Annotated in this window: 19 protein-coding genes; 7 read left to right on the top strand and 12 right to left on the bottom strand. The window is 34.1% G+C overall.

From position 1 onward, the window contains the following. Positions 1-152 precede the first annotated feature (152 nt). A complete protein-coding gene (locus A8L32_RS13500) occupies positions 153-3,647 on the bottom strand; it encodes an AAA domain-containing protein (protein WP_075590751.1) in 3,495 nt (1,164 codons plus the stop codon). A gap of 682 nt (positions 3,648-4,329) precedes the next feature. Continuing rightward, complete coding sequence (locus tag A8L32_RS13495; RefSeq protein WP_233145489.1) at positions 4,330-5,004, bottom strand: rhomboid family intramembrane serine protease; 675 nt, start codon at positions 5,002-5,004, stop codon at positions 4,330-4,332. Positions 5,005-5,132: 128 nt separating this feature from the next. On the opposite strand from A8L32_RS13495, the gene A8L32_RS13490 reads away from it, so the two are divergent. Then, entirely contained in the window at positions 5,133-6,416 is a 1,284-nt protein-coding gene (locus tag A8L32_RS13490) for an MFS transporter (RefSeq protein ID WP_075590750.1), read from the top strand. Positions 6,417-6,749: 333 nt separating this feature from the next. Here the strand turns inward: A8L32_RS13490 and A8L32_RS13485 are convergent, their stop codons facing one another. Together A8L32_RS13485 and A8L32_RS13480 are read right to left on the bottom strand one after the other, a co-directional pair. Continuing rightward, complete coding sequence (locus tag A8L32_RS13485; protein ID WP_075590749.1) at positions 6,750-7,367, bottom strand: Pycsar system effector family protein; 618 nt, start codon at positions 7,365-7,367, stop codon at positions 6,750-6,752. Positions 7,368-7,473: 106 nt separating this feature from the next. Then, entirely contained in the window at positions 7,474-8,259 is a 786-nt protein-coding gene (locus A8L32_RS13480) for a class I SAM-dependent methyltransferase (RefSeq protein WP_198931782.1), read from the bottom strand. A 169-nt stretch (positions 8,260-8,428) separates the two neighbouring features. Between A8L32_RS13480 and A8L32_RS13475 the strand changes: the two genes are divergently transcribed. Further along, entirely contained in the window at positions 8,429-10,549 is a 2,121-nt protein-coding gene (locus tag A8L32_RS13475; RefSeq protein WP_075590798.1) for an FUSC family membrane protein, read from the top strand. A gap of 77 nt (positions 10,550-10,626) precedes the next feature. Here the strand turns inward: A8L32_RS13475 and A8L32_RS13470 are convergent, their stop codons facing one another. Continuing rightward, on the bottom strand, positions 10,627-12,441 hold the full coding sequence (locus A8L32_RS13470) for a sensor histidine kinase (protein WP_075590747.1): 1,815 nt from the start codon (positions 12,439-12,441) through the stop codon (positions 10,627-10,629). Between the two features lie 129 nt (positions 12,442-12,570). Beyond that, complete coding sequence (locus tag A8L32_RS13465) at positions 12,571-12,984, bottom strand: hypothetical protein (RefSeq protein WP_143525097.1); 414 nt, start codon at positions 12,982-12,984, stop codon at positions 12,571-12,573. Between the two features lie 181 nt (positions 12,985-13,165). Between A8L32_RS13465 and A8L32_RS13460 the strand changes: the two genes are divergently transcribed. After that, entirely contained in the window at positions 13,166-13,615 is a 450-nt protein-coding gene (locus A8L32_RS13460) for a YhcH/YjgK/YiaL family protein (RefSeq protein ID WP_075590745.1), read from the top strand. Between the two features lie 74 nt (positions 13,616-13,689). Here the strand turns inward: A8L32_RS13460 and A8L32_RS13455 are convergent, their stop codons facing one another. The 3 genes from A8L32_RS13455 to A8L32_RS13445 form a co-directional block, all read right to left on the bottom strand. Next, positions 13,690-14,163 carry a DUF3862 domain-containing protein gene (locus tag A8L32_RS13455; RefSeq protein ID WP_075590744.1) on the bottom strand — a complete coding sequence of 158 codons (474 nt, stop codon included), beginning with the start codon at positions 14,161-14,163 and terminating at the stop codon, positions 13,690-13,692. Between the two features lie 237 nt (positions 14,164-14,400). After that, complete coding sequence (locus A8L32_RS13450) at positions 14,401-15,366, bottom strand: MerR family transcriptional regulator (protein WP_233145488.1); 966 nt, start codon at positions 15,364-15,366, stop codon at positions 14,401-14,403. A 105-nt stretch (positions 15,367-15,471) separates the two neighbouring features. Continuing rightward, complete coding sequence (locus A8L32_RS13445; protein WP_075590743.1) at positions 15,472-16,830, bottom strand: fasciclin domain-containing protein; 1,359 nt, start codon at positions 16,828-16,830, stop codon at positions 15,472-15,474. A 349-nt stretch (positions 16,831-17,179) separates the two neighbouring features. On the opposite strand from A8L32_RS13445, the gene A8L32_RS13440 reads away from it, so the two are divergent. From A8L32_RS13440 to nadD, 3 genes are all read left to right on the top strand, one after another. Further along, complete coding sequence (locus A8L32_RS13440; protein WP_075590742.1) at positions 17,180-18,055, top strand: YicC/YloC family endoribonuclease; 876 nt, start codon at positions 17,180-17,182, stop codon at positions 18,053-18,055. 109 nt (positions 18,056-18,164) lie between these two features. Further along, on the top strand, positions 18,165-18,734 hold the full coding sequence (gene gmk, locus A8L32_RS13435; protein WP_075590741.1) for a guanylate kinase: 570 nt from the start codon (positions 18,165-18,167) through the stop codon (positions 18,732-18,734). Further along, positions 18,727-19,308, top strand: coding sequence for a nicotinate (nicotinamide) nucleotide adenylyltransferase (gene nadD / locus A8L32_RS13430; protein ID WP_075590740.1), 582 nt, complete (start codon positions 18,727-18,729; stop codon positions 19,306-19,308). Before gmk ends, nadD begins: the two co-directional genes overlap by 8 nt. A 54-nt stretch (positions 19,309-19,362) precedes the next feature. Here nadD and A8L32_RS13425 read toward each other — a convergent pair whose 3' ends face one another. From A8L32_RS13425 to A8L32_RS13415, 3 genes are read right to left on the bottom strand one after another with little or no spacing between them, the layout of a single operon-like run. After that, positions 19,363-19,755: a NifB/NifX family molybdenum-iron cluster-binding protein gene (locus A8L32_RS13425; RefSeq protein ID WP_075590739.1), complete on the bottom strand. Its 393-nt coding sequence runs from the start codon at positions 19,753-19,755 to the stop codon at positions 19,363-19,365. A gap of 11 nt (positions 19,756-19,766) precedes the next feature. Then, a complete protein-coding gene (locus A8L32_RS13420) occupies positions 19,767-20,087 on the bottom strand; it encodes a DUF134 domain-containing protein (protein WP_075590796.1) in 321 nt (106 codons plus the stop codon). Between the two features lie 51 nt (positions 20,088-20,138). Then, positions 20,139-20,984: a hypothetical protein gene (locus tag A8L32_RS13415; RefSeq protein WP_075590738.1), complete on the bottom strand. Its 846-nt coding sequence runs from the start codon at positions 20,982-20,984 to the stop codon at positions 20,139-20,141. Positions 20,985-21,579: 595 nt separating this feature from the next. On the opposite strand from A8L32_RS13415, the gene A8L32_RS13410 reads away from it, so the two are divergent. Further along, positions 21,580-22,353, top strand: a complete 774-nt coding sequence (locus tag A8L32_RS13410; RefSeq protein WP_075590737.1) for an SDR family oxidoreductase — start codon at positions 21,580-21,582, stop codon at positions 22,351-22,353. Positions 22,354-22,691 lie beyond the last annotated feature (338 nt).

The following is a 22,691-nucleotide window of genomic DNA, read 5'->3' as shown; positions in this document are numbered from 1 at the left end:
TAAAAACTTGTGGTAATAAAAGTCGAACAGGATCAATATTGTTTAAAACATAGCCGATCAAAGGTTTATAAATATAACCATAAACCCTTAACCCTTAACAAACATTTAAACATAACCCTTGTAAACAAACACCTACACCATCAACCCTTAAGCTATTTAACCACCTTAGTTAAATATGCTTTAGCCTTTTTAATCATTGTTTTGGCTGGCTCACCTTTCACAACAATGGAAGATTCTTCTCTAAAGTACTTACTTTGTTCATCACGTAGAGCCGAAAACCAATTAAATGAACCGTCTATTATAATATCATTGTCAATTATTATGGTTTTGCTATGTATGCCATCTACAAGCTTTAACTTAGCTCCGCTTTGTTCAATTATTTCACGACCTTTTTTAGCATTAGGTTTTAATTGATTGTTATTTGTATCAAGTGTTGAATCAGTAATTATTAAGACTTTCACACCTTTATTTACCGTAGCTCTTAATTGTTTTTTAACAGATTCTATCTCAATAGAATTTATCGTTTCCTTCGCACTATTATCGAAGCATTTAAGCGCTTCACATTCTATTGCATTTGATGAAATAAATGGAGAAACTATTATCAATTCTGATTTTGCAATTTCAAATGCCCGATTTAGTGTGCCTACATGTGTTTTCAAATCATTTATTCGCTTTACACCATCTTCAGTTTCTTTGCTATCAAATATAATTTTGTTTGAAAGTTCACAGTCTTCATCTTCCTGTAGCCATTGTTTTAAACGCCCCAAAGGATTGTTTTTTGTTGCGTCTATTGTGTTCAAATTACCAAAAACCAAAAAACTTGATTTAGCCCTAGATACAGCAACATTAAGCATATTAAGGTTATCTGCAAAGAAAGTACTATTACCTGGAGTAAGAACCGTTGAAAAAATAACGACATCAATTTCAGCACCTTGTAAAGCATGCACAGTACCTGATATTATCTTTGCATAAACTTTCTTATTTAATTTCAATAACTCATTTTTAATAAGTGAAGCTTGTGATTTATAAGGAGTAACTATTGCCAAAACATCCGAGATTGGCTTTTTCCCAAAGGAATTTTCAAGTTCTAACCTTTTATTTTCAATCCATTTAGCAATTATAATTGCATCTTGAATGTTTCTTCTACTATTTCCAATCTTCTCACTAGCACTATCAATATGCATGAACCCTTTTAATGGGAGGTCAGTGTTAGCTTTTCTCTTATTTCCTTTCGTTAAAATCAATTTATTTTGATAAACATTCCTGTTAGAATAAGAAATGATTTTGTCAGGGCATCTTCTATGCTCTTTTAAAAGCGTACCTCCTTCATCTCCATCTTTAACAAAACATGCTCTTTGTGCTAATTTCATAATATTGCCTGAAGAGCAGAGCTTCCCTGAGTCTTTATAGGAATTGATTGTTTCATCTGAAGCATTTTCAAATAATAAGTTATTCATTTTTAGATTAACGATATCTAGTTTTTCTTCGACTGACCACACTGGTTCTATCTGAAATACATCACCTACAACAATAGCTTTTTTTGCCAAAGAAAATGAAGGAATGGCGATATCGGGAGCAACCTGACCTGCTTCATCAACGATTAGCAAATCAAATAAATCAAAATATGCTTTTTCACCTTCTGCATTGTTATAGAATGTACTGAACCTTGGAATGGAGTGAAAAGTAGAAATATAAATAGGTGTAACTCCTGCAAACCGTTGCAATTTTTCTTTGTATCCTATTTTACCTCTCTCTTTATCTTTGCTATTCTTTTCTTGCTTTGCTTCTAAGTTTATCAAGTATTCTGCCTCTCGAAAATGTATTGCATACCAAAATGCTTCATAACGATAAGAAAAATCCATTCTGACCTGCATATCTTCCAAGGGGTGCAAATCTTTATATTCTTTACCTGTCATAGCTTGAAGCTTAATTAGCATTTCACCATAATTGTCGTTCCAATTGCTAAGGCAGGTTAAATAATTGGATTTTAATTCCTCTGTTTTGTTTTTTAATTCAACTAATGGAATTAATTCAAAGTTATACTGCTTAATTAAATTGGTTTTAGCTATAATCCTTTCATTAAGCAAATAAATCAAAGCGTTGTAATTACTGTAGTCAGGAACATTATCTAAATTAATATCTAAAAGCACTCTTTGAAATAGAGAAGCTCTACGTTTCTTGAATTTTGCAAGAAAAGAAAAAACTTTTTGAAGAAATGGTTGATTTTCTTTCGCTTCCGTAAGTTTTTCCTCTACAACAGATGTTTGTTGGATTTCAGTATTTGTTTGATTGATATTGTCTTGAAATGAGGAAATCTTTTCAAATAATTCATCTGGGCTGGAAAATCCAGCTTCCTTCAATAGTGGACTAATAGTTTCAAATTCTTCGGCAATCTCAAGGCTCTCTTTTATGTTATAAACTTTTAATTGTACTATACTTAGTAATTTTGATTTGCATTCTTCTATGTTATCACTTTCTCCAAGATATGCTTTAAACTCTTTTAAAAAGTGCTCTTTTTTATCTTCGACATTGGCACTTTCAAAATCATTTAGAAAGCCATTTCCGAACTCGGAAGTACATGTTTGGTATTTTTTGTTTTCATTCGTAGATAAATACAAACCTAAAGAAGTCAAATCGGGCAACCAACGTTGTGTTAATTTATCTTTTGAGTCAAGTACGAAGCTGTCGAGAATATTTGTGATTGCTTGATTGTTTGCCGAGCAAGCGATTATTAATTCAGGTCTTTGTTGATTTATTACGGTAGAAACAACACTATTAGCTACAACTGACTGTAAAAACGTAGTCTTTCCAGTCCCTGGAGGACCATTTACTGCTAAAACATTTGATTCTTTCAACAAATTGAAACATGCAATACTTTCTCTCTGTGATACAGACAAAGGAAATTCGCCACTCATTTGACCAATGTGGTTCCTATTTCTAACGACTTCGGATTTCTTAGGAATATTTGAAAATACAATTTTTTCTGTATCTACAAGATTATTAAGTAAACTCCTATCTGGAGGAGTATCTTCAAGTCTGTTATAGAGTTTTCTAATATTTTCTGTCAATCCTCTTAACTCACCTTTTTGGATGAAAATGTGTTTTTCATGCTTTACATTGAATTCCTCAAAACTTTTTCCTGTAATAATTGAAAAGAAAGATTCACATTTCTCCCAATAAGAATTCCATGATTCATCTTTAAATTCGACTTTCTGAAGGGCTGTGTCAACATCTTTGATTGATGCGATTCTGTAGGTATCTTTCGGATTAGGATTCAGATATTCTCTTACAAAGAAGGGTTTAGCTACTCCTTTGTTTGATTTTTGAGGAGCAAGTGTTCCGTCTTTGTACATGATTGCAGGAATCCAGAAAGGATAAAACACTTCTTCTTCAAGTTCTTTTGATTTTGCATGTTCAAATTCCGACTGTATTGAACAGGGGCATATGTCAACATTGATGCATTGTGTTTCTTTATTTGTCTGAGATGCATTCCATAAGAATCTCGCATGCTTTTGAGGTGCTTGCTTTATAAAGTAAGATTCTACAGGTATTGGATATGTGGTAACATCAATTCTTTTTCTATCAACATCAATTAGTGTTTTTTTCCAATAACTTAACCAAGATTTTATATTTGAACTACTTATCACTATTCTTCTATTTTTTAATTCCTACTTATCTTTCGATTAATAAACAAACAATCTTATTGTACGCCTTATATGATGTATATAAACATATAAATTACACTCAATATTATCTAATATTTCAATGGTAGATTAATTTTAAATAAAGAATGGTATATACGTCGCTCCTACTTTTATATACCATCGCAATTTACTCACATGAGCTTCACAGAATATTCGCAATTATAAGGCGAAGCTTTTGTGAACAGTTTGCGAACAAGCTGCGAAGAAATGCGAAGCGGTTACGAAGGTTTTGCGAAGCGGTCCCGAAGAAAAGTACGATAAAGTGCAAAAACGAGGAAAAGTGGAATCATAATAGTCGTTTTTGGGTAAAAACTGGAATCAAAATGCCGATTTCCGGCTAAAAGTGGAATTATAAGGGTATTTTCAGGATTTTACAAAGTAGTTTTTTGAATTGATCAAATTATTACCTACTGCAATACAGGCACTTACAAGCACAAAAAGTTACAGTAATATTACGGTAACTTTTTTAATTGGCGTTTTACCTAAGACCAGATTTTATTTATTGATTAAACTATTAATCCTGTCTTCTATTGCATATTTCTTGTTGAAACCTTATTTCAAGACTAGACATTATAGAAATATCACATTTATCAAACCTCCTTATTTGGAGAAATAAAACGTTTAATTAGGGTTCAATATCGGTTTTTAGCCAGTAAGCATCTTCCTCATCCACCTCTTCATCCTCCTCATCTTCCAAAGGAGAACGAGGTTGTTGCGGACCTTCGTTACGATATACCAGAGCAACTAATACACCGGCTAATCCTCCCCAAAAATGACCTTCCCACGAGTAGGGCATATTTATTTCAAAAGGAAAGGCTCCCCAGAATAAACTTCCGTATAAAAAGATGACCAAAAAAGAGATGGCTACCAAACGAATGTGTTTTCGGATGATACCACTGACTGCCAAAAATCCACTTAAGCCATAGATGATGCCACTCGCACCAATATGCCAGGAGTCGCGCGCTGCTAGCCATACACCTATACCGCCCATCAGATAAATTAAAAAAAATACTTTATAGGCTATTTTGTTGTAGAAATAAAACAAAGCGAGACTTAGCACAAATATAGATGCAGAGTTAGAAAACAAGTGATCCCAGTCGCCATGGATAAGTGGAGCCAATATAATTCCCCATAATCCCTCTTTACTATATGGTCGAACACCATATTCAGCAAATGAAATACCTTCGAGTGTTTCTACTAATTTAACGACATAAATAACCAGTAAAAACAAGGTGGGAAAAATAAGGCTATGTATAAATCGTCTTTTTTCAATGGGCATATGTGAACCAATTCCTTTCAATATTCTTACGTATTAAGTTTACAGTAAAATTCAAATACAATATAAACATCTTAAATTACTTTAAATAATCCAACACCTCTTCCTTGCTCTTTTTATAATCCGTATTTTTGCGCCACTTCAATACATATATGCAGATACTACAACAACTCAACAACACAGAACGCAAAGCTTTTAAACTACATTTATTTTATAGTAGTATTGATGGAGTGGCTCGTGGTGCCCTCATTTTAAATGAGTTTATTTTTATTAAATCCCTAAAGGGCTCTAACGTACAGTTGGCTTTTCTTTTTCAGTTTAGTATGGTGGTATTTTTGTTTGCTATGCTAGCCAACGAAATCATGCGGCGTTATCCTAATCGTAAAAAGCTATTGCGGACCGTAGGCGTATTAACACGTTTGCCATTGGTTATATTTTCAATATTTCCTGCAGTTAACGAAGATGTTGGTTTATCACCTAAATTTCATTTCTTATTTTTGGGTGTATTTCTTTTATTCTACTCTTCCCAAATTGCTGTTATTCCTTCTATTAATCAATATTTAAAGGGGAATTACAGACATGAGAATTTTGGTAAATTATTCAGCTATTCAACTACGCTTAATAAGATATTAGTAATGGTATCGACTTTTGCGGTTGGTCTATTATTGGATTACGACCCAAATTCGTACCGTATTTTTTATCCTATTGTTGGGATACTTGGTGTACTTTCAATTTTTCAGCTTACTCGAATTGATTTTAATCAGAAAGTAGAACCCAAATCAACACCTATTTCTAAAGCACTTGGTGAATCCTTTAAGCGAATTCTTTCTATTTTAAGGAATAATACAGCGTTCCGTCACTTGGAAATTGGATTTATCCTTTACGGTTTTGCTTGGATGAGTACACATGCCGTTATTACCATCTTTTATAAGGAAGCATTAGACTTAAATTACTCATCGGTTTCCTTTTACAACAATGCATACAACCTATTTGCCATTTTGCTTTTACCCTTATTTGGTAAGCTCATTGGTAAAAATGACCCTCGCCGCTTTGGTATCCTCACCTTTGGGGCATTAATGATGTTTATTGTATTTACAGGACTTACGGAGTATTACACTGGCTTCAATGAGATTTGGGGGTTAAAGCTGTACCACATGCTTTTAATAGCAGTAATATTTAACGGCATTTTTATGGGGAGTATGCCTATTTTATGGGGAATTGGGAGTAGCTATTTTTGCGAACCACATGAGGCTGCCGACTACCAATCGGTACATTTATTTTTAACAGGCTCCAGAGCTTTATTTGCTCCCATTATTGGTATTAAACTATACGAATGGTTTGGCTTTAGTTTTACCTATGCTGTTGGTGTAGTCTTTTTAATGCTGGCGATTTTACTGATGATATATTCAGAAAAGCGTTTTCCGAAAACTTCATAGTAACTATTAACCCGATTTCGACATAAAATTATTGGCTCAGATCACTTATAAATATTAAGCTTCAAGGAATGTTAGTAAAGACGTAGCGGGCTACGACAAACTAATATGACGATGAAAATTGATGTTTATAAGTGAAACAACATTGTTTTTTCTTATATAATCAATTTACTGCTTTAAATTTTCTCACCATAGCTCGCTATGCTTCTCAAATTTGAATTGTAAATCAATCATCTAAGAAAATCTGAGCTCTTTAATTTTAATCGAACTCAGATTATTACATACTTGTTAGATGACTAAAGTATTCAACATAGCAGAACACTTTGTAGAACTTTATTAAGCAACTAAACTTCCCACAAGAAAAATACTTATTACAACAATAAAGGTGGTAATAAATGCATTGTACGAAAAAGACAACCATTTATACTGACGCAACAACATGTTATTTATTAAATATGTTGTACGGGTTTGATTACCTATTTGTAAGGATTGACTTCTTACAACCTCATCCATCGCCTCTTCATATTCCTCAAGTGTTGGAGTATCAAAATGAAGCAATACATTAGATTTTAGATTGGGATGGTGCACTAATATTTGTTGTTTCAGCGTCTTTCTTATACCACCAGGTTTAGAAGACAATAGACCAGCAATTAAAGAAACACCTGTTCCTAAAACAGCAACTATAACTACCCAATTACCAAACGGAACATTTTGGGCAATATACCCGTGAAATGCTATTAATAATGATAATAAGGTTGTATTAATCCTCACTAATATCATTGACTTACGGTCGGATAGTGCCATGGAGCTAAATAATGCTCTATACTGGTTTCGTTGAAAATTGGTAAAAGTTTTTTTAGGCTCCTTCTTGGTTGAAAAACGTTTTCTTTCTTTGGGTTCTTTAATATCCATTCGTTCTTCAACTATTTCATTTTCTAATAATATATTTTCCATATCTGTACTCAATAATTAAAATAATTACACTCTTATTTAGAATGATTATTGAGTACAAATTAAATACATTAAAACCAATCATCCAAATATCTATATTTTTACATATTTACTTTGTCGCCACTATGGAATATACCATCGGTATTTTTCCTTCCATGCCTTTTATCTGAAATTGATTAGAAGCCAACTCAATGGTATTTTCGAAACAGTTGTACGGCGAATAGTCAAACTCTTTTAAATCTCTCAAGGTTAGTCCAGACTTTATTAAAGCATCTTGAACTTCGCATAAACCATGATTCCATGATACCTCTTTTTCTTTAATCTCATCTTTGGCATCAGTATAAGTTCCTTCCAGCTCTTCCACAATTGCTCCTGTATTAAAATAGCCATATTCTACTTTTTTAAAGTCATAGCTAAACATCCAAACTACCGGATGAAACTCTACAATGAGAAATTGACCTCCAGGTTTTAAAAACTTCGCAACAACATCGGCCCATTTTTTCATATCAGGCAACCACCCGATGGTACCGTACGAAGTAAAAACAATATCAAACTGCTCATCCAATACTTCAGGTAGCTGGTAAATATCACTCTGAATAAATTTTGCAGACAAACCTAGTTCTTCATTTAATTCACATGCTTTAGAAATGGCCTTTGAAGATAAGTCAACTCCGGTAACTTCAGCTCCACGTCGAGCCAATGATAAGGTATCCATACCAAAATGACATTGTAAGTGTAATATCTTTTTACCCTTAATATCTCCAAGCAATTCAATTTCAATAGAATTTAAAGAATCCTTTCCTTCTTTAAACTCACCTACATTATAAAAATCCGATTCAACATGAATATCGGTTCTTTTATCCCAAAGGTTTTGATTAATTTTTATATAGTCCATCATGGTTGTCTATTAGTCATTATTTTTTAACTAAACCGAATAAAAACATCTTTTTAGTCAGACCTCTCCTCCAGTTTTATTTTAGCATAATCAAAGCTAAATATAAACAATCCTAGTATAGATGGTAAAAAAGTAATTTAAAAACAATTTCTTTGCATAAAATATGGCCATGATAGACGGAGCAATAAAAACAAAGGGTAAAAGCTGGTATCAAAGACTGATTCGTGGATTTTGGAAAAACCCCAACCGCTTAACCGCTGCAAAAGTGATGATAACCACAACAGTGGTGGCTATTCCTGCTATTGTTTGGGGAAACCTAAATATGATGGTAGCTTTATCGTTAGGTGTTGTTGCTGCAGCTCTATCCGAAACAGATGACCACCCTAAAGGGAGATATAAAGCACTCGTCATTACTATTGTAAGTTTTGCCATCACCACCTTATCCGTCTTCCTACTAAAACCCTACCCTGTATATTTTGGCATAGGCTTTATTGCATCCACCATTTTGTTTGTTTTAATTGGCGGAATAAGTGAGCGCTACAGAGGCATATCGTACGGTGCTGTTTTAATTGGCATATACGCCATGCTCGGATATCAAGAGCAACACAATTGGCACGAGCAATCCTTATATCTATGCGCAGGGGCTTTATTTTATGGTTTATTATCCTTGATTTTATTGGCTCGTAAACCTTGGCGGCCCTTAGAGGAACAGTTATCGGGAGGTTTTATTGCCCTCTCTAACTACCTGGAAGAGAAAGCCAATAATTTCCCTTACGAAAAATCAGAACAAGCCAACAAACAAGCCATCTTAAATATACAAGTGGTAACCGCACTAGAAAAGTGTAAAGAAGTCATTAATATATATTCTGAAGAAGTATCCGATCAAAAAAAATTGATTCCTTACCTTCAACGCTTTATGCTATTGCAGAGTTTGCACGAAAGAGCTGCTTCAGCGCATGAAGAATATGAGGAATTAGGTAGTAAAGCTGAATATAAAGAATTATTAGAAGGCTTTTCTGAGTTGCTTCATCAGCTATCGCATGCCACCCAGCTTGTGGCCGAAAAAATGCTCACTGGCGAAAAATATGAACACCCCGTTTCTATTGGCTGGATTGTAAATGCACTGGAGTTTGAAATTGATAAATTACCAGAGCACGACAAACAGTTGCTGGAATTACTCTTACACAACTTAACCCGATCTCATCAATCCTTGAGTAACCTAAATAAGCCAGAGCGAAGTACATCTATACCACGCCTAGGGCAAGATACTAGAAGTGCGTGGAAACGATTTACGTACCAACTATCCTGGAGCCATCCTCGTTTAAGGTATGCCATCAGACTGAGTTCTTGTTTTTTAATTGAGTATTTATTGATTTGGTACTTTAAATTACCAAAAGGAGAATGGATGATGCTTACCACATTATTCGTGAGTCAACCTACGTATAGCGAAACACGGAAGAAACTCTTTGATAGAATTATTGGAACCGTCACTGGCGTTGGTTTAGGTATTCTCGCTTTAGGTCTTTTACCAACTCAGGTAGGACAAATATTATTGTTATTGACTAGTATCTATAGCTTTTTCTACTGGCGACATCTGAATTATTCCTATGCTGTTGTATTCATTAGTATATTTGTATTGGCTGGCAATCAACTCACTTCTATTACGCTGGAAGGCATATTTATCCCTCGCATAATGGACACCTTAGCTGGCGCCTTATTTTCCTTTTTAGCTATTCGCTTCTTGTGGCCCAATTGGCAACACAAACAGATTCCTAACTTACTAGCACAAGCCTTACAAAACAATGCTTTTTATTTTAAGCAGATCACTGAAAATACGGAGAACCAGAACGATGATTATGATTATAGATTAGCCAGAAGGTTAGCTCACAAATCGGATAATGCCTTAACACTAGCTTGGCAAAGTATGCAGGTAGAACCTAAAAAAAGAGAGCATGCTACAAATAAAACATTTACGCTCACCTACCTGAATCACGCCTTGCTTTCCCACTTATCGGCACTGGGTGCGTTTTACGATGAAAAAAAATATACCAGCTTAAATAACGAATTCGATGTCATTATTGAAGAAACACTCAATAAAACAGCCGAGAAAATTAAAAATAATGATGATCGCAAAATTAGTTCATTGAAACCAGTTTTGATTAAGCTAAAAAACATTATTGATAATTCTGAACCAAATGAAGAAAGACAGTATTTACGTTTAAAGTATAATATTGCTGCAGTAAGCAACAAATTGGTAAAGCAATCTAAAAAGATCAAGCAGCTCAATTAGTTGAAAATTTATAAAGTACTTAAAGTTAGAAGTACTTTATTAAACCTCCTCTTTACAATAGGAGAACTTAATCAAGGTTAATTGGATAAAAAAGGTAGACTAACTCGAACAATAGTACCCTTACCTAATTCAGAATGAATAGATAACTGCCCTTGATGTTCTGCTATAATATTAGAGGTAATAGACATGCCTAAACCTGTTCCTTCGCCAGGCACTTTGGTGGTAAAAAAGGGTTCTGTTACTTGAGTCAGCGTTTCATTGTCCATACCACAGCCATTGTCCGCTATAGTAACCGTTATAAATGCACCCTCCACTTTAGAAGATAATTTAATTTCTCCTTCGCCTTTAATGGCATGAACGGAATTGGATAAGATATTTAGGAATACCTGATGTAGCTGACCTTCGTTGCAATTTGTTAATCTGTTATCCGAAGTACAATCCTTAACTATTGTAATTCTGTTTTTGTACTTGTTGTTAAGAATAACCAAACAGTGTTCAATGATTTCGTGCAATTCGCATTTTTCCTTTTTATCCGCATCAGAACCTTTGCTAAAATGACTTAAGCTATCAACAATAGTAGCAGATCGCCTAACCCCTTCATTAATGGCAAATAGAATATCTTCTATATCAGCTGGCATACTGCTATAGTTATTTTTAAAGTAGTTTTCCAACCCTACTGCTCCACCCTGAATAAAATTAAGGGGGTTATTAATTTCATGCGCAACACCTGCAGCCAATAACCCTAAAGAGGCTAACTTCTCACTTTGAATCATTCTTTCCTGTGCATTTTTTAGTTTATCATATGCACTACTTAGCTCTTCATTCTTGTTGTTTAAATTATTATTCGTCACCAATAATTCTTCATTAGCTTCTTTTAATTCATTGGTTTGCTCTAACACCAGTTCTTGCAACTTCTCTTTATATACTTCTAGCTGAATAGCATTTTTCTTTTTTTCATCATTATCTCTAACCACAGCCAATATTCTTTCCTCATCACCAATTTTGGTTAACCGAAGGGCCACTTCAACCCAAAACAAAGTGCCATCCTTTTTCCGTGCCATCCAATCAAATACAGCTTTACCTTTTTCTACTGCCCGTTTAAAATGCTCTATCACTTTTTCTTGCGAATATTCAGGCAGAGGAGCACTGGCTCTTTCTAGGTTTATTAAACCCATTTCTTCGCGCTTATAACCATACATTTCTAGCATGGCATCATTCACATCAACTACATTTCCTTTAGTATCTTGAATAAAAATAGCATCAACAGCTGAATTAAATATTTTTCGGTAATTCTCCTCACTAATTGAAAGCTCCTTGTTAGTCTTTTTTAAGTCATTGATCAATCCATAAAACGTGGCATGAAATTGTTTTACCAGTATCACAAATATGACTGACACAACCGACATTAATAAGATATTTACCAGCCAAGTAGTCAGTTGCATTTGATGTGGTGCCATTTCTGGATAATCAAACAACATTTGATTGACCACCATATAACCACATGTCATAAATATAAGTATGACTAATAGGTAAACAGCAATAGTTCTTTTAATATCGAAAGCTAAATACGTAAACAAAGGAATTAAGATCAATAATACTTTGTTTTCGGACATTAAACCTAACTTGAGTAAATCAGGCACAACAAGACCTATGATGCCCAATACAATAACTATTGTTTTATACTTAAAAGAAATACGTTTTTTGAAAAAATATACCAGAAAAAAAGAAAGGAGAACTACAGCATCTGTAATATAACTAAAGTACAGCTCAACACTGTAAAAAGTAATCCAACTAATAGAGTACACAAAAGCTCCTAATATGGTACCGAACAGCAGTCCATTATTTAGAATTCTATCATAAACAGTATTTATCTCCTTTAGTTGTTGCTCCATTTAGGTTGGATTTTGGCTCCCAATTAATTTTTATAAGTTAAGTAACATTTTTATACAATCAAACTCTACGGAAATAAAAGTTAAGATACCCATAACACACTTCTCGGTACAGCAAGTCGTACTCTTACCTTAAATCTGATCTACCAGTTGAGTTACTTTTTGCATATCAGCTTGTCTATTTATAGAAAAAGTTCCAGACTCAATTTCAACCATATTATACAATTCAAGAGCACGCAAGTAGGAAGCTTTGGCTTTCTCCACGTCGCCTTTCTTTAAATGAATATCCCCGCCTCTAGAAATTAAGCTAGCCACCATTTCTAAGCCCTCATAGCTTTCTCCGAATTTTATATCAAAAATGGTTTTGAGCTCATTAATACTCTTCTCCATCATATCATTTTCATTTAGGCCAAAAACTCGTTCTAATCCTTCTCCATACATATTTTGTGCTTGTTGAATATGCTCTTTCTTCAACAAACCCAACATTGCGGCAATCATTTTGCCAATTTCTTCAATCATTCGGAGGATGTAATCTTTTCTAATCATTTATTTTAGCGGTTAAATTGTTTTTAGATACAAAGTCTGTTTTAATACCTACAATTCATGAAGCTTTAAAACGGAGAACTAAATATAAATACTTTTTTGCGATATTAATTATCTATACTTCATCTCCCTCTAATTTAAATGTATCTTTGCTCGTAAAATATAAACCTATAAACAAGCAAAAATGATTCTAGATAGTCTGGATAACGTTAAGCACTACAGAAGCTTAAACGAACGAATTAAAAAAGGCTTTGAGTTTCTTGAAGAAATTGATTTTGAAACCATTGAAGCAGGTAAATATAACGTTGATGGAGATGATATATTTGCCATTGTAAGCGAGTATAATACAAAAGAACATCCTGACGCAAAGCCAGAGGCGCATGAGCGATATTTAGATATACAATACATTGTTAAAGGTGAAGAATATATTGGATATGCACCCTTAGAGGACCAAGAGGTAATGGTTCCTTACAATGTTGAAAAAGATGTGGTATTCTATCATTCGGAATTAAGCTTGATGAAAATGAGTGAAGGTATGTTTGCTTTATTCTTCCCTACTGACGTACACGCACCAAATATGAAAATTGAAGAATCGAAACCTGTAAAAAAGGTAGTGGTTAAGATTTTAGTATAACAAAGTTGTTACATAAAAAGAAACCCCGTTCTGAATCATCAAAACGGGGTTTTATATTTTAAAGCTTTGTTTATCTAGTCTTGTGGCCAGATTACTTCTTCATTTTGGTCATCCCAAAGTGGACCAAACTGAATTTCAGTAACTGCACCATTCTCTATCCAAAAGTTAATGCTCGATTCATAAAATGAAATCACCTCATGGTCCGGACTTTCTTCCGAAGAAACATCTTCTCTTTCATTGTCACCCAATTCAAGACCTGCCACTTTTTCAAGTAGTTCTTCATCATTAATCCCTACTAGCTTAAGTCCTTCTATAAGAGCATCAGGGCTACTCACAGCAATAGAACCTAGCTTCCAACCATCTATCTCATCAAATGATACAGATAATTCTTGCTCATCATAATGATAAGCTTCTGTGTTGTCTTCAGCCTCGTCGCTACTAGCGTACTTATCAATTTCATCTGGTTCGCCTAAGATTTTTTTTACCTCATCGCGAGTCATTCCGAATCGGATTTCATCGAATCCTTTACCAATTAAGATTTCGTTCATTGTATAATTTATTAGTATAAGATATTAGCTCCAGCATGTCGCTTTTTAAAAGTTTTACGACAAAAAAACAGTGAATATCACTGCTTTATAAAAAGGCATCTTTTACTTCAATTCATTCGCAATATAAGTCAATAATTATACAAACCTATTATTGCTTCCATAAAATTACAATAATTTTACAATTAATTAGCATTGTGCATTTTAGTACTATTTTAACACAGTAGGCTACGATTATTACTATAGAGATTTAAGTACCGATTTAAAATCGCTTGCACTGGTTACAGAATGAAATCCTGAAGGAACTTGGTCTTCATTATTTTTTACTTGAAGCCCAGTAATCATAAATGGTGTTTTAGGAAACTCTTTTTTGTAAAAAGTCAAAATTTCATCGAGCTCAGATTTTGAAGGAGGACTAGTAAATGAGGTAAAAAAAGCATCGGCCTTCTGTATCTCGTTTACGGCTTTTAAATCTTCAAAAGGAACAGACATACCTAAGTAAACTACACCATATCCTTCTTTACGAGCTAACAAGCTATAAAAAAGTAGCCCTATCTCATGCAATTCGTTTTCCGCTAAGAAGAAGGTTATTTTTTTACCATTATCCTTTGCACTCATTTCGTTATCAATCGCCACTATAATCTTTTGACGAATTAAATTACTGATAAAGTGTTCTTGCGCTGGATTAATGGTTCCTGCTTGCCATAAAATACCGATTCTATCTAAAAAAGGAAATAAGATAGTTTCAACCGTGTCCTCAAATCCTCTTTTAATAATAGAAGTTGTTAAAACATTGTTGAACTTATGCTCATTAAGTTCCAACATAGAAACCACTAAACTTTCTACCTGAACATTTGTGTTACCATGATCCAAAGACAAATCAATCACCTTCTCTTTGAGCTGTTCATTATCTAAATTGGCAATCTTAGATATTTTAAAACCATTTTGATTTAGAATAGAAATATTTAAAATGCGTTTGAGGTCATTATCGTTATACTTCCTGATGTTGGTATCACTCCGCATAGGTTCAATTACCCCATATCTTCTTTCCCAAATACGTATAGTATGCGCTTTGATACCTGATATTTTTTCTAAATCTTTAATAGAATATACTGCCATTGTTTCAACTTGATGTAATATATTGGTTGTCATTTTAACAACCGATAAGTTTGTTTTCCTAACGGATGATGTTTTAGTTTTGTTCATCAAATTTAATTTTTTATTTGGCAAAAACAGTGAATATCGTAAAAAGTGAAAGGTCAGTTATACAACTCGGCTATAACCAACCTTTCTGTCAACAACTGAACCCGATTAAGGAACAATTACCTTGTCTATAGCGTGTACCACCCCATTTGTGGCTTGAACATCTGCAATAATTACATTGATATCTCCATCGATAGTTACTCCATTGCTGATATCAATAACTATTGATTTTTCGGTGTTTAAAGTTGGAACAGTACCACTTGATAAATCTGTTGAACGAACATTATCCGAAACTACATGAGCTAACAATATAGGCGTTAAAGCTTCTTTCGATAAATCTGCAATTCCAGTTACCTCTAACTCTGCAAATAAATCTTCAAATGCTGCATTGGTTGGCGCAAATACGGTAAAAGCTCCTTCTCCCGATAATGTTGTGGCTAATTCTGCCTTTACAACTGCCTCAACTAATATTGAAAATGCGCTATTGTTAATGGCAGCATCAACCACTGTTCCAGGCATAATTACTTTATCAATTACATGTACAACACCATTAGTAGTTACTACATCTGTTAAAACAACCTTGGCTTTATTATTAATCATCACACCATTATCTCCAACCTCAATATTAATGCTTAGGTAATTATCTTGCCCCATGGCTAAAGTGTTTACATATGAAGTGGTAACATTAGCTGCAGGTACAAAAGCATTAACTACGTGATATAACAATATGGGAGTTAAATCTTCTTTCGATAAGTCATCAAGGGTGGCATCCAAGTTTTCCAATAGCATAGCAAAAGCATCATCTGTAGGAGCAAAAACTGTAAAGTTATTGTCATCATTATCCAATGTCATAGCAAGCTCTGCCTTTACAACAGCAGCTGTTAAACTTGACAGTGCAGGGTTGGCAACGGCATGATCTTTAATAGATGCAGGTAAAATAACTTTATCTACAATATGAATAATACCATTATCTGCCATCACATCAGCTTGTGTAACTTTAGCCATTCCATTTATCATTAAACTCTCTTTATTAAAGTATAATGAATAGAAGTAACCGTCTTGCTTTTCGCTAATGGATGAGTAATAACCTGTAGATAAACTACTGGAGGTATTACTGCCGCTCACCACGTGATTTAATAAAATCATTTTTAGTTGCTCTGTTGGAATATCATCTAAAGATGAAGCTCCAAGATCAGTTAATAAAGCATGAAAAGCGTCATCGGTTGGTGCAAAAACGGTATATTCTGTTGAGCCGTTTAAGGCTGAAACTAAATTAGCTTTGCTAAGAGCATCTACTAATATAGAGAACGATGGTTCGGCCACAGCAATATCTACAATGGTATTAGTCATCTCTTCTTTAGGTTCCTTTTCCATGTTATCATCTTCGTCATCACAAGCCGTAAATGCTAGGTTAAACATTAATATTGAAGCTAAGGCGAAGTACCAATTAAATTTTAAAGTTTTCATAATTGTATTATTTAGTGTTGACTTAAATTTTGACTGCTTTCAGAACCGCGCGATAAAATTGAAAACATGTCAGTTTATTTTTGTTTAATTATTAAATTCAAAAGTTAAACACGATCAATTCGCTTTTGTTTATTATTTTTTAATATTTATTAAACATTATTTAATTGGAAAACATAAATAACTGATTTACTGAACACTTACACCCAAAATAAAACTTTTTTTTTTTAGATAAATTTCAATTACTACATGCAACTCACCATTTTTACAGTTCTCATATGCGATAACTATTTCTGATGGCTCGTTTCATATAAAAGATTAACTTTGCAGCTTCTAAAAAGCAATAAAGCATATGATAAAATCAATGACAGGCTTTGGTAAAGCCACATGTGAACTTTCTGGGAAGAAAATAAGTATTGAAATCAAATCGCTTAACAGCAAGCAGCTTGATGTAAATATGCGTTTACCTAATATTTATAGAGAAAAGGATTTAGTGCTTAGAAATGAGCTTGCTAATAAATTAGGAAGAGGGAAAGTTGATGTAGGTTTTTACGTAGATTTTTTAGGTGCAGAGAAAAATGCTTCTATTAACAGTCAGGTCATTGAAACATATTACAACCAAATATCTCCTATTGCTGATAAACTTGGGATAAAAGAGAATACAGATATACTACGAGCCATTATGCCTTTACCTGATACGGTTAAAATAGAACAAGCCGAATTAGACGAAGGAGAATGGAAGCTTATTTTTGAGACTTTTAAAAATGCGTTAAAGAACTTAATCAGCTTTAGAGCACAAGAAGGTGAAGTGTTGCAAAAGGATGTGATTGCAAGAATCAATAAAATACGTACTTACCAAAAAGCGGTTGAGCCTTTTGAGAAAGAAAGAATTGAAAAAGTAAGAACGCGTATACTGGACCAATTAAATGAACTTCAGGAGAAAATTAACTTAGATCAGAATCGTTTTGAACAGGAAATGATTTTTTACCTAGAGAAATTAGATATTACGGAAGAAAAAGTTAGGCTAACGAATCACTTAGATTATTTTATTGAAACCATTGAAAAAGAAGAATTAGTAGGTAAAAAACTAGGTTTCATTACGCAAGAAATTGGTAGAGAAATAAATACCATGGGTTCTAAAGCCAATCATTCCGAAATTCAAAAGTTAGTTATTCAGATGAAGGATGAATTGGAGAAAATTAAAGAGCAAAACTTAAACGTACTTTAATTTTATTGGAAATTGGTGTTTTGTTGCTAGTGCATCGTCATTGGTTAATAGTTAACTAACAAAGCGCTTATTAATCCTATCGTTTAATTGGAAACAATCGTACTTTAAAATGTCAACAGGTAAGCTTATTATATTTTCAGCGCCATCGGGTTCCGGAAAAACAACCATAGTTAAAAGTCTTTTAAGCAAAGATTTTAAAATGCAATTCTCGATATCAGCAACCACCAGAAGTCCAAGAGGGACTGAGAAAGATGGTGTTGATTATTATTTTTTAAGTCCTGATGAATTTAGGACTAAAATTGATGCTGATGAGCTATTAGAATGGGAAGAAGTATACACGGATAAATATTACGGTACCTTAAAAAGCGAAGTAGAACGTATCACCTCAAAGGGTAATAATATTGTATTTGATGTGGATGTAGTGGGAGGTTTAAACATTAAAAAGATGTATGGTGAAAAAGCCATTGCCATTTTTGTAAAGCCGCCTTCTATTGATGAGCTAAGAAATAGACTTAATGGTCGTGGAACAGATTCTGCAGAAGTTATTGAACAACGCATCAACAAAGCAGAAGAAGAGCTTAACTACGCTCCTGAATTTGACCATATTATTGTAAATACAGATTTAAACACGGCTATTGTAGAAACAGAACAACTACTGAATGACTTTTTAAATGACTAAGCAGGCAAGCATAGGTTTATATTTTGGTTCATTTAACCCTGTTCATATTGGCCATTTAGCCTTGGCTAATTATGTTGTTGAAAACAGCCACTTACAAGAAATTTGGTTTGTTGTTAGTCCGCAGAATCCATATAAAAAAAGCAGTGAATTAATAGAAGCAAAGCATAGATTACGTATGTTGGAGTTGTCTACTCAAGCCTATGCTAATTTTAAAGTATGTGATATAGAGCTTCAACTTCCTACCCCATCTTACACATATAATACGCTAAGAGAATTATCTAAACTACATCCCGATAACAACTTTACCATTATAATGGGTGCAGATAACCTTCCTGCTTTGTCTAGGTGGAAAAACTCAGAGGAAATATTAAGCAATTACTCCTTTATGGTTTATCCTAGACCAGGCTATGAGATTAATGAAGATGATATATTGGAAAATGTTTCTGTGATAGAAGCTCCCGTCTTTGAAATGGATTCTACCAGTATTAGAAAAGGCCTGAAAGAAGGAAAGAACTATCCATACTTAATTCCGCAGGAAGCATATAAGTATATTATCGAAAAAAAGCTTTATTAACTCACTAGGCGAATAAACGCTAAGCCATATTCACCCAATGAGAGTATTATGCTATTAATGATGATTACATTCTTGCCCACCTTCATGGTCGTGCGGAGGACAGATATCCGAAGTTCCTTTATCTCCTTTTAACCATTGCTCTAACACAGCTTTAGTTTCTCCTGAAAAGCCCATAAAAACATCAATTTGAGAAGCCTTAAGTTTATTGATAGCACCTTGACCAATGCCTCCTGCCAACAATACTTCAACACCCTCTTTGGCCAACTCTGATGCTAAATCCGATTTACATCCGCAACTCTCTGGAGCCTTATAAAAAGAGGTATCCAATACATCATTTTTTGCTGATAAAGTGTAAATGGTAAATTTCTCGCAATGCCCAAAGTGATTATCAATCATTTCACCTTTTGAAGGTAAGGCCACCTTTTTTGTACTTAGTTTAAAGTCCATAATTTTGTTTGTTATTTTGTTTCTGTCTGTTCATTCACAAAAATATCTTTACCCGAGCCTTTATCCACCCTTAATACATATCCATTGACCAAGGCAGTAGCTACTTTTTTTCGAGCCTGTTCAATTATTCTTCCAAAAGTCTGTCTAGAAATGCCCATTTTTTCAGCTGCTTCGGCCTGATACAAACCTTGTTCATCAGCCAAACGAATAGCTTCAAATTCATCCATTGCTAAAACTACTTCCTGCAGCTCGCAAGCTTTAATCCCTGCTGGTTTAAATAAATAAGTATTGGGAGAACCACCTATACGTCGGCACCCTTTGGTTCGTGGCATAAAATAATTTTGCGCTAAAATAAGCATATGCCCATTATAAAGCAAGACATACTAAAAAATACCATTCAGTTTAGCACTCAAAATAAAATTTCGGGTAAGACCATCAACCCTTGCCTTACGCGCTACTACGGGTACAGCCATCATTAATTCTAATTCATTATTTTTAAGTTGAATACTGCGTACCATGGCAACATTTATAGATAAACCTTTTGATTTTTCTACGAATTCACCATCATTAATTTTATCACCTCCAATTCGATAAACACTTACCAATGAAGCTTTCCAATTACGATGCTCTTTTCCCCAATATCTATCGTATCTCAACATAAAATCATCACCACGTTCTAAATTGGCACTTGCTCCAAAATTATCATTACCCATAAAGGCATTATTGTTGGTACCAAACACATACTGATAACCCATACTCAACTTATTCTGTTTCCATCTTCTATCGATAGAAATTATGGCATCAAAAGTTCCTAAACCTTGCTGAAGCGCCATAGGTAAGGGCACACCATCCTTACTATTATTACTTTCGGAAAGAGGTATTTTAAGTCCAGCTATGATATTATATTCGCTTGTAATATTAAATGAACTTGCTACAGTTGCATCGCTAAATCCTGTATATAATTCTCCTTTATAAATACTGTTTCTGTATGGTAAACTCATGGAAACCTGTGCCTTTTCCCCCAATGGTAAACGCATACCTATAGTGGTATGAAGATATAAAATAAAATTCTCCCCTAATTCAGCACTTTGCGATACTGACCAAGCCAACTGATTATTAGTGTTTTTATAGGAATCAATACTGCATACACCAGCATCGCTGCAACCTTGCGCTTTAATTGATAAAGTCACTAATGTTAATATGATTATAACTAATAAAATACGAAGCATAGTTTTAGTTTTTAGAAATGGACGTTTAAGGCATGAATTCCTGACGAGAATATGCAAAAAAAACACCTATACCTCTACATTAAAACATTTTATATGAAACATCCTTTAATAAGGTATAAAACCATATTTTGCTCAAGCCGCAAAGGCTTTTCCTTTCTTCCTACAGTCGAAGAAAGGAAACAAAGAAGACCGCCACTCCAGATAAAATCCTATAAACCTAATCATTCCACTAAAATCAAAGAACTCGCTTCGCTCAAACAGCTTTGATTTTCACGTTACACTCTTCGGTTTACTTAACGAATTTTATCTGAGGTGGAAGAACCATTTTCTAAACTAAAGAACAAAAGGATTCAAGAAACAAAAAACAATCATTTGTTATGAACCATCGAAGTTGTTAGTTGTATTATAATACCAATATTACCTTGAAGTGAGCCTTATTTTTTTATCCTTTTAAGTTTATGCAGCGTTAAAAAAACATCGTCGTAGCTATGGCTATGACTCATTTTTCCGCCTTGCCTAAACATAAAATCCTCAAAACAATTTAAGGCTCATCCCAAAATAAAATTGGTATAATTGAATCATATAAAACAAAACAATGGACTTAAATCTAAATAATAAAACCTTTTTAGTTTCGGGAGTAAGTAGTGGTTTTGGTAAAGCAACCGCCGAACACCTCATTCAGGAAGGAGCTCATGTTATTGGTGTGGCCAGAACTCAATCTAAATTAGATGAGTTTGCATCAAAATATCGGGATAAGCTGACTTCTATTTGTGGTGATATTAGCCAAAGTGAAACGGTACAAAAGGTGGCTAAGCTTTGTATAGAAAAAGATATTGCTGGTGCTTTTATAAATGCTGGTGGACCTCCGGCTAAATTATTTGAAGAAACCGAATTGGAAGACTGGGATAATGCCTACAAAAACCTGCTTAGATGGAAAGTTGAACTAACTCAAGCTTTGCTTCCCCATTTTAAAGCAAAACAATATGGGCGAATCGTATATTTAGAAAGTGCCTCTGTAAAACAACCCATCGAAAACCTGGTTTTAAGCACCTCTTTACGCTTATCGGTTGTGGGTATGATGAAGACCTTATCGCAAGAACTGGCAGGCCATGGAATTACCTTTAATATGATTGCTCCAGGTTCGCATGCCACGCCAGCCATTGACCGCCTAATACAAAAATCGGCCGAGCAGCAAGGTGTTGATTTTAAAGATGCCAAATCTGCATTTATAGATAAACAACCTTCAAAAAAAATGGGAACTCCCGAAGGTCTGGGCTCACTGGCAGCTTGGTTATTATCCGACTATTCCGAATTTGTTAACGGACAGGTTTACGCTATAGAAGGAGGTACTGTAAAGGGAACTTTGTAAGTTATAATCACTCTTGTCCGGTAATATTATTCTTTAGAAGAAGCATCTCTTTTTTGTCTCTAGCCGACGGGCTTTTACTTTTTTTCTACAGCAAAGAAAAGTAAACAAAAGATGCCGCCACTGCTGATAAAATCGTTAAAAATCAAAGAACTCGCTACGCTCAAACAGCTTTGATTTTTTACGCTTCATACTCCGATTTTCTTAACACATTTTATCAGAGGTGGAAAAACAAGCCCTCAGCGAGAGAAATATTGTGTACACCATAACTGACAGCGCTTAGGTCATCAACTTTAAAAAGTTTACCGGACACCAATGATTTATAATAAAAAACAAGAAAG

It is taken from the genome of Labilibacter marinus (assembly GCF_001659685.2).
In the GTDB taxonomy this organism is placed as follows: domain Bacteria; phylum Bacteroidota; class Bacteroidia; order Bacteroidales; family Marinilabiliaceae; genus Saccharicrinis; species Saccharicrinis marinus.
The sequence above is the reverse complement of the archived record's forward strand: the minus strand, read 5'-3'. Positions and strand labels throughout refer to the sequence as shown.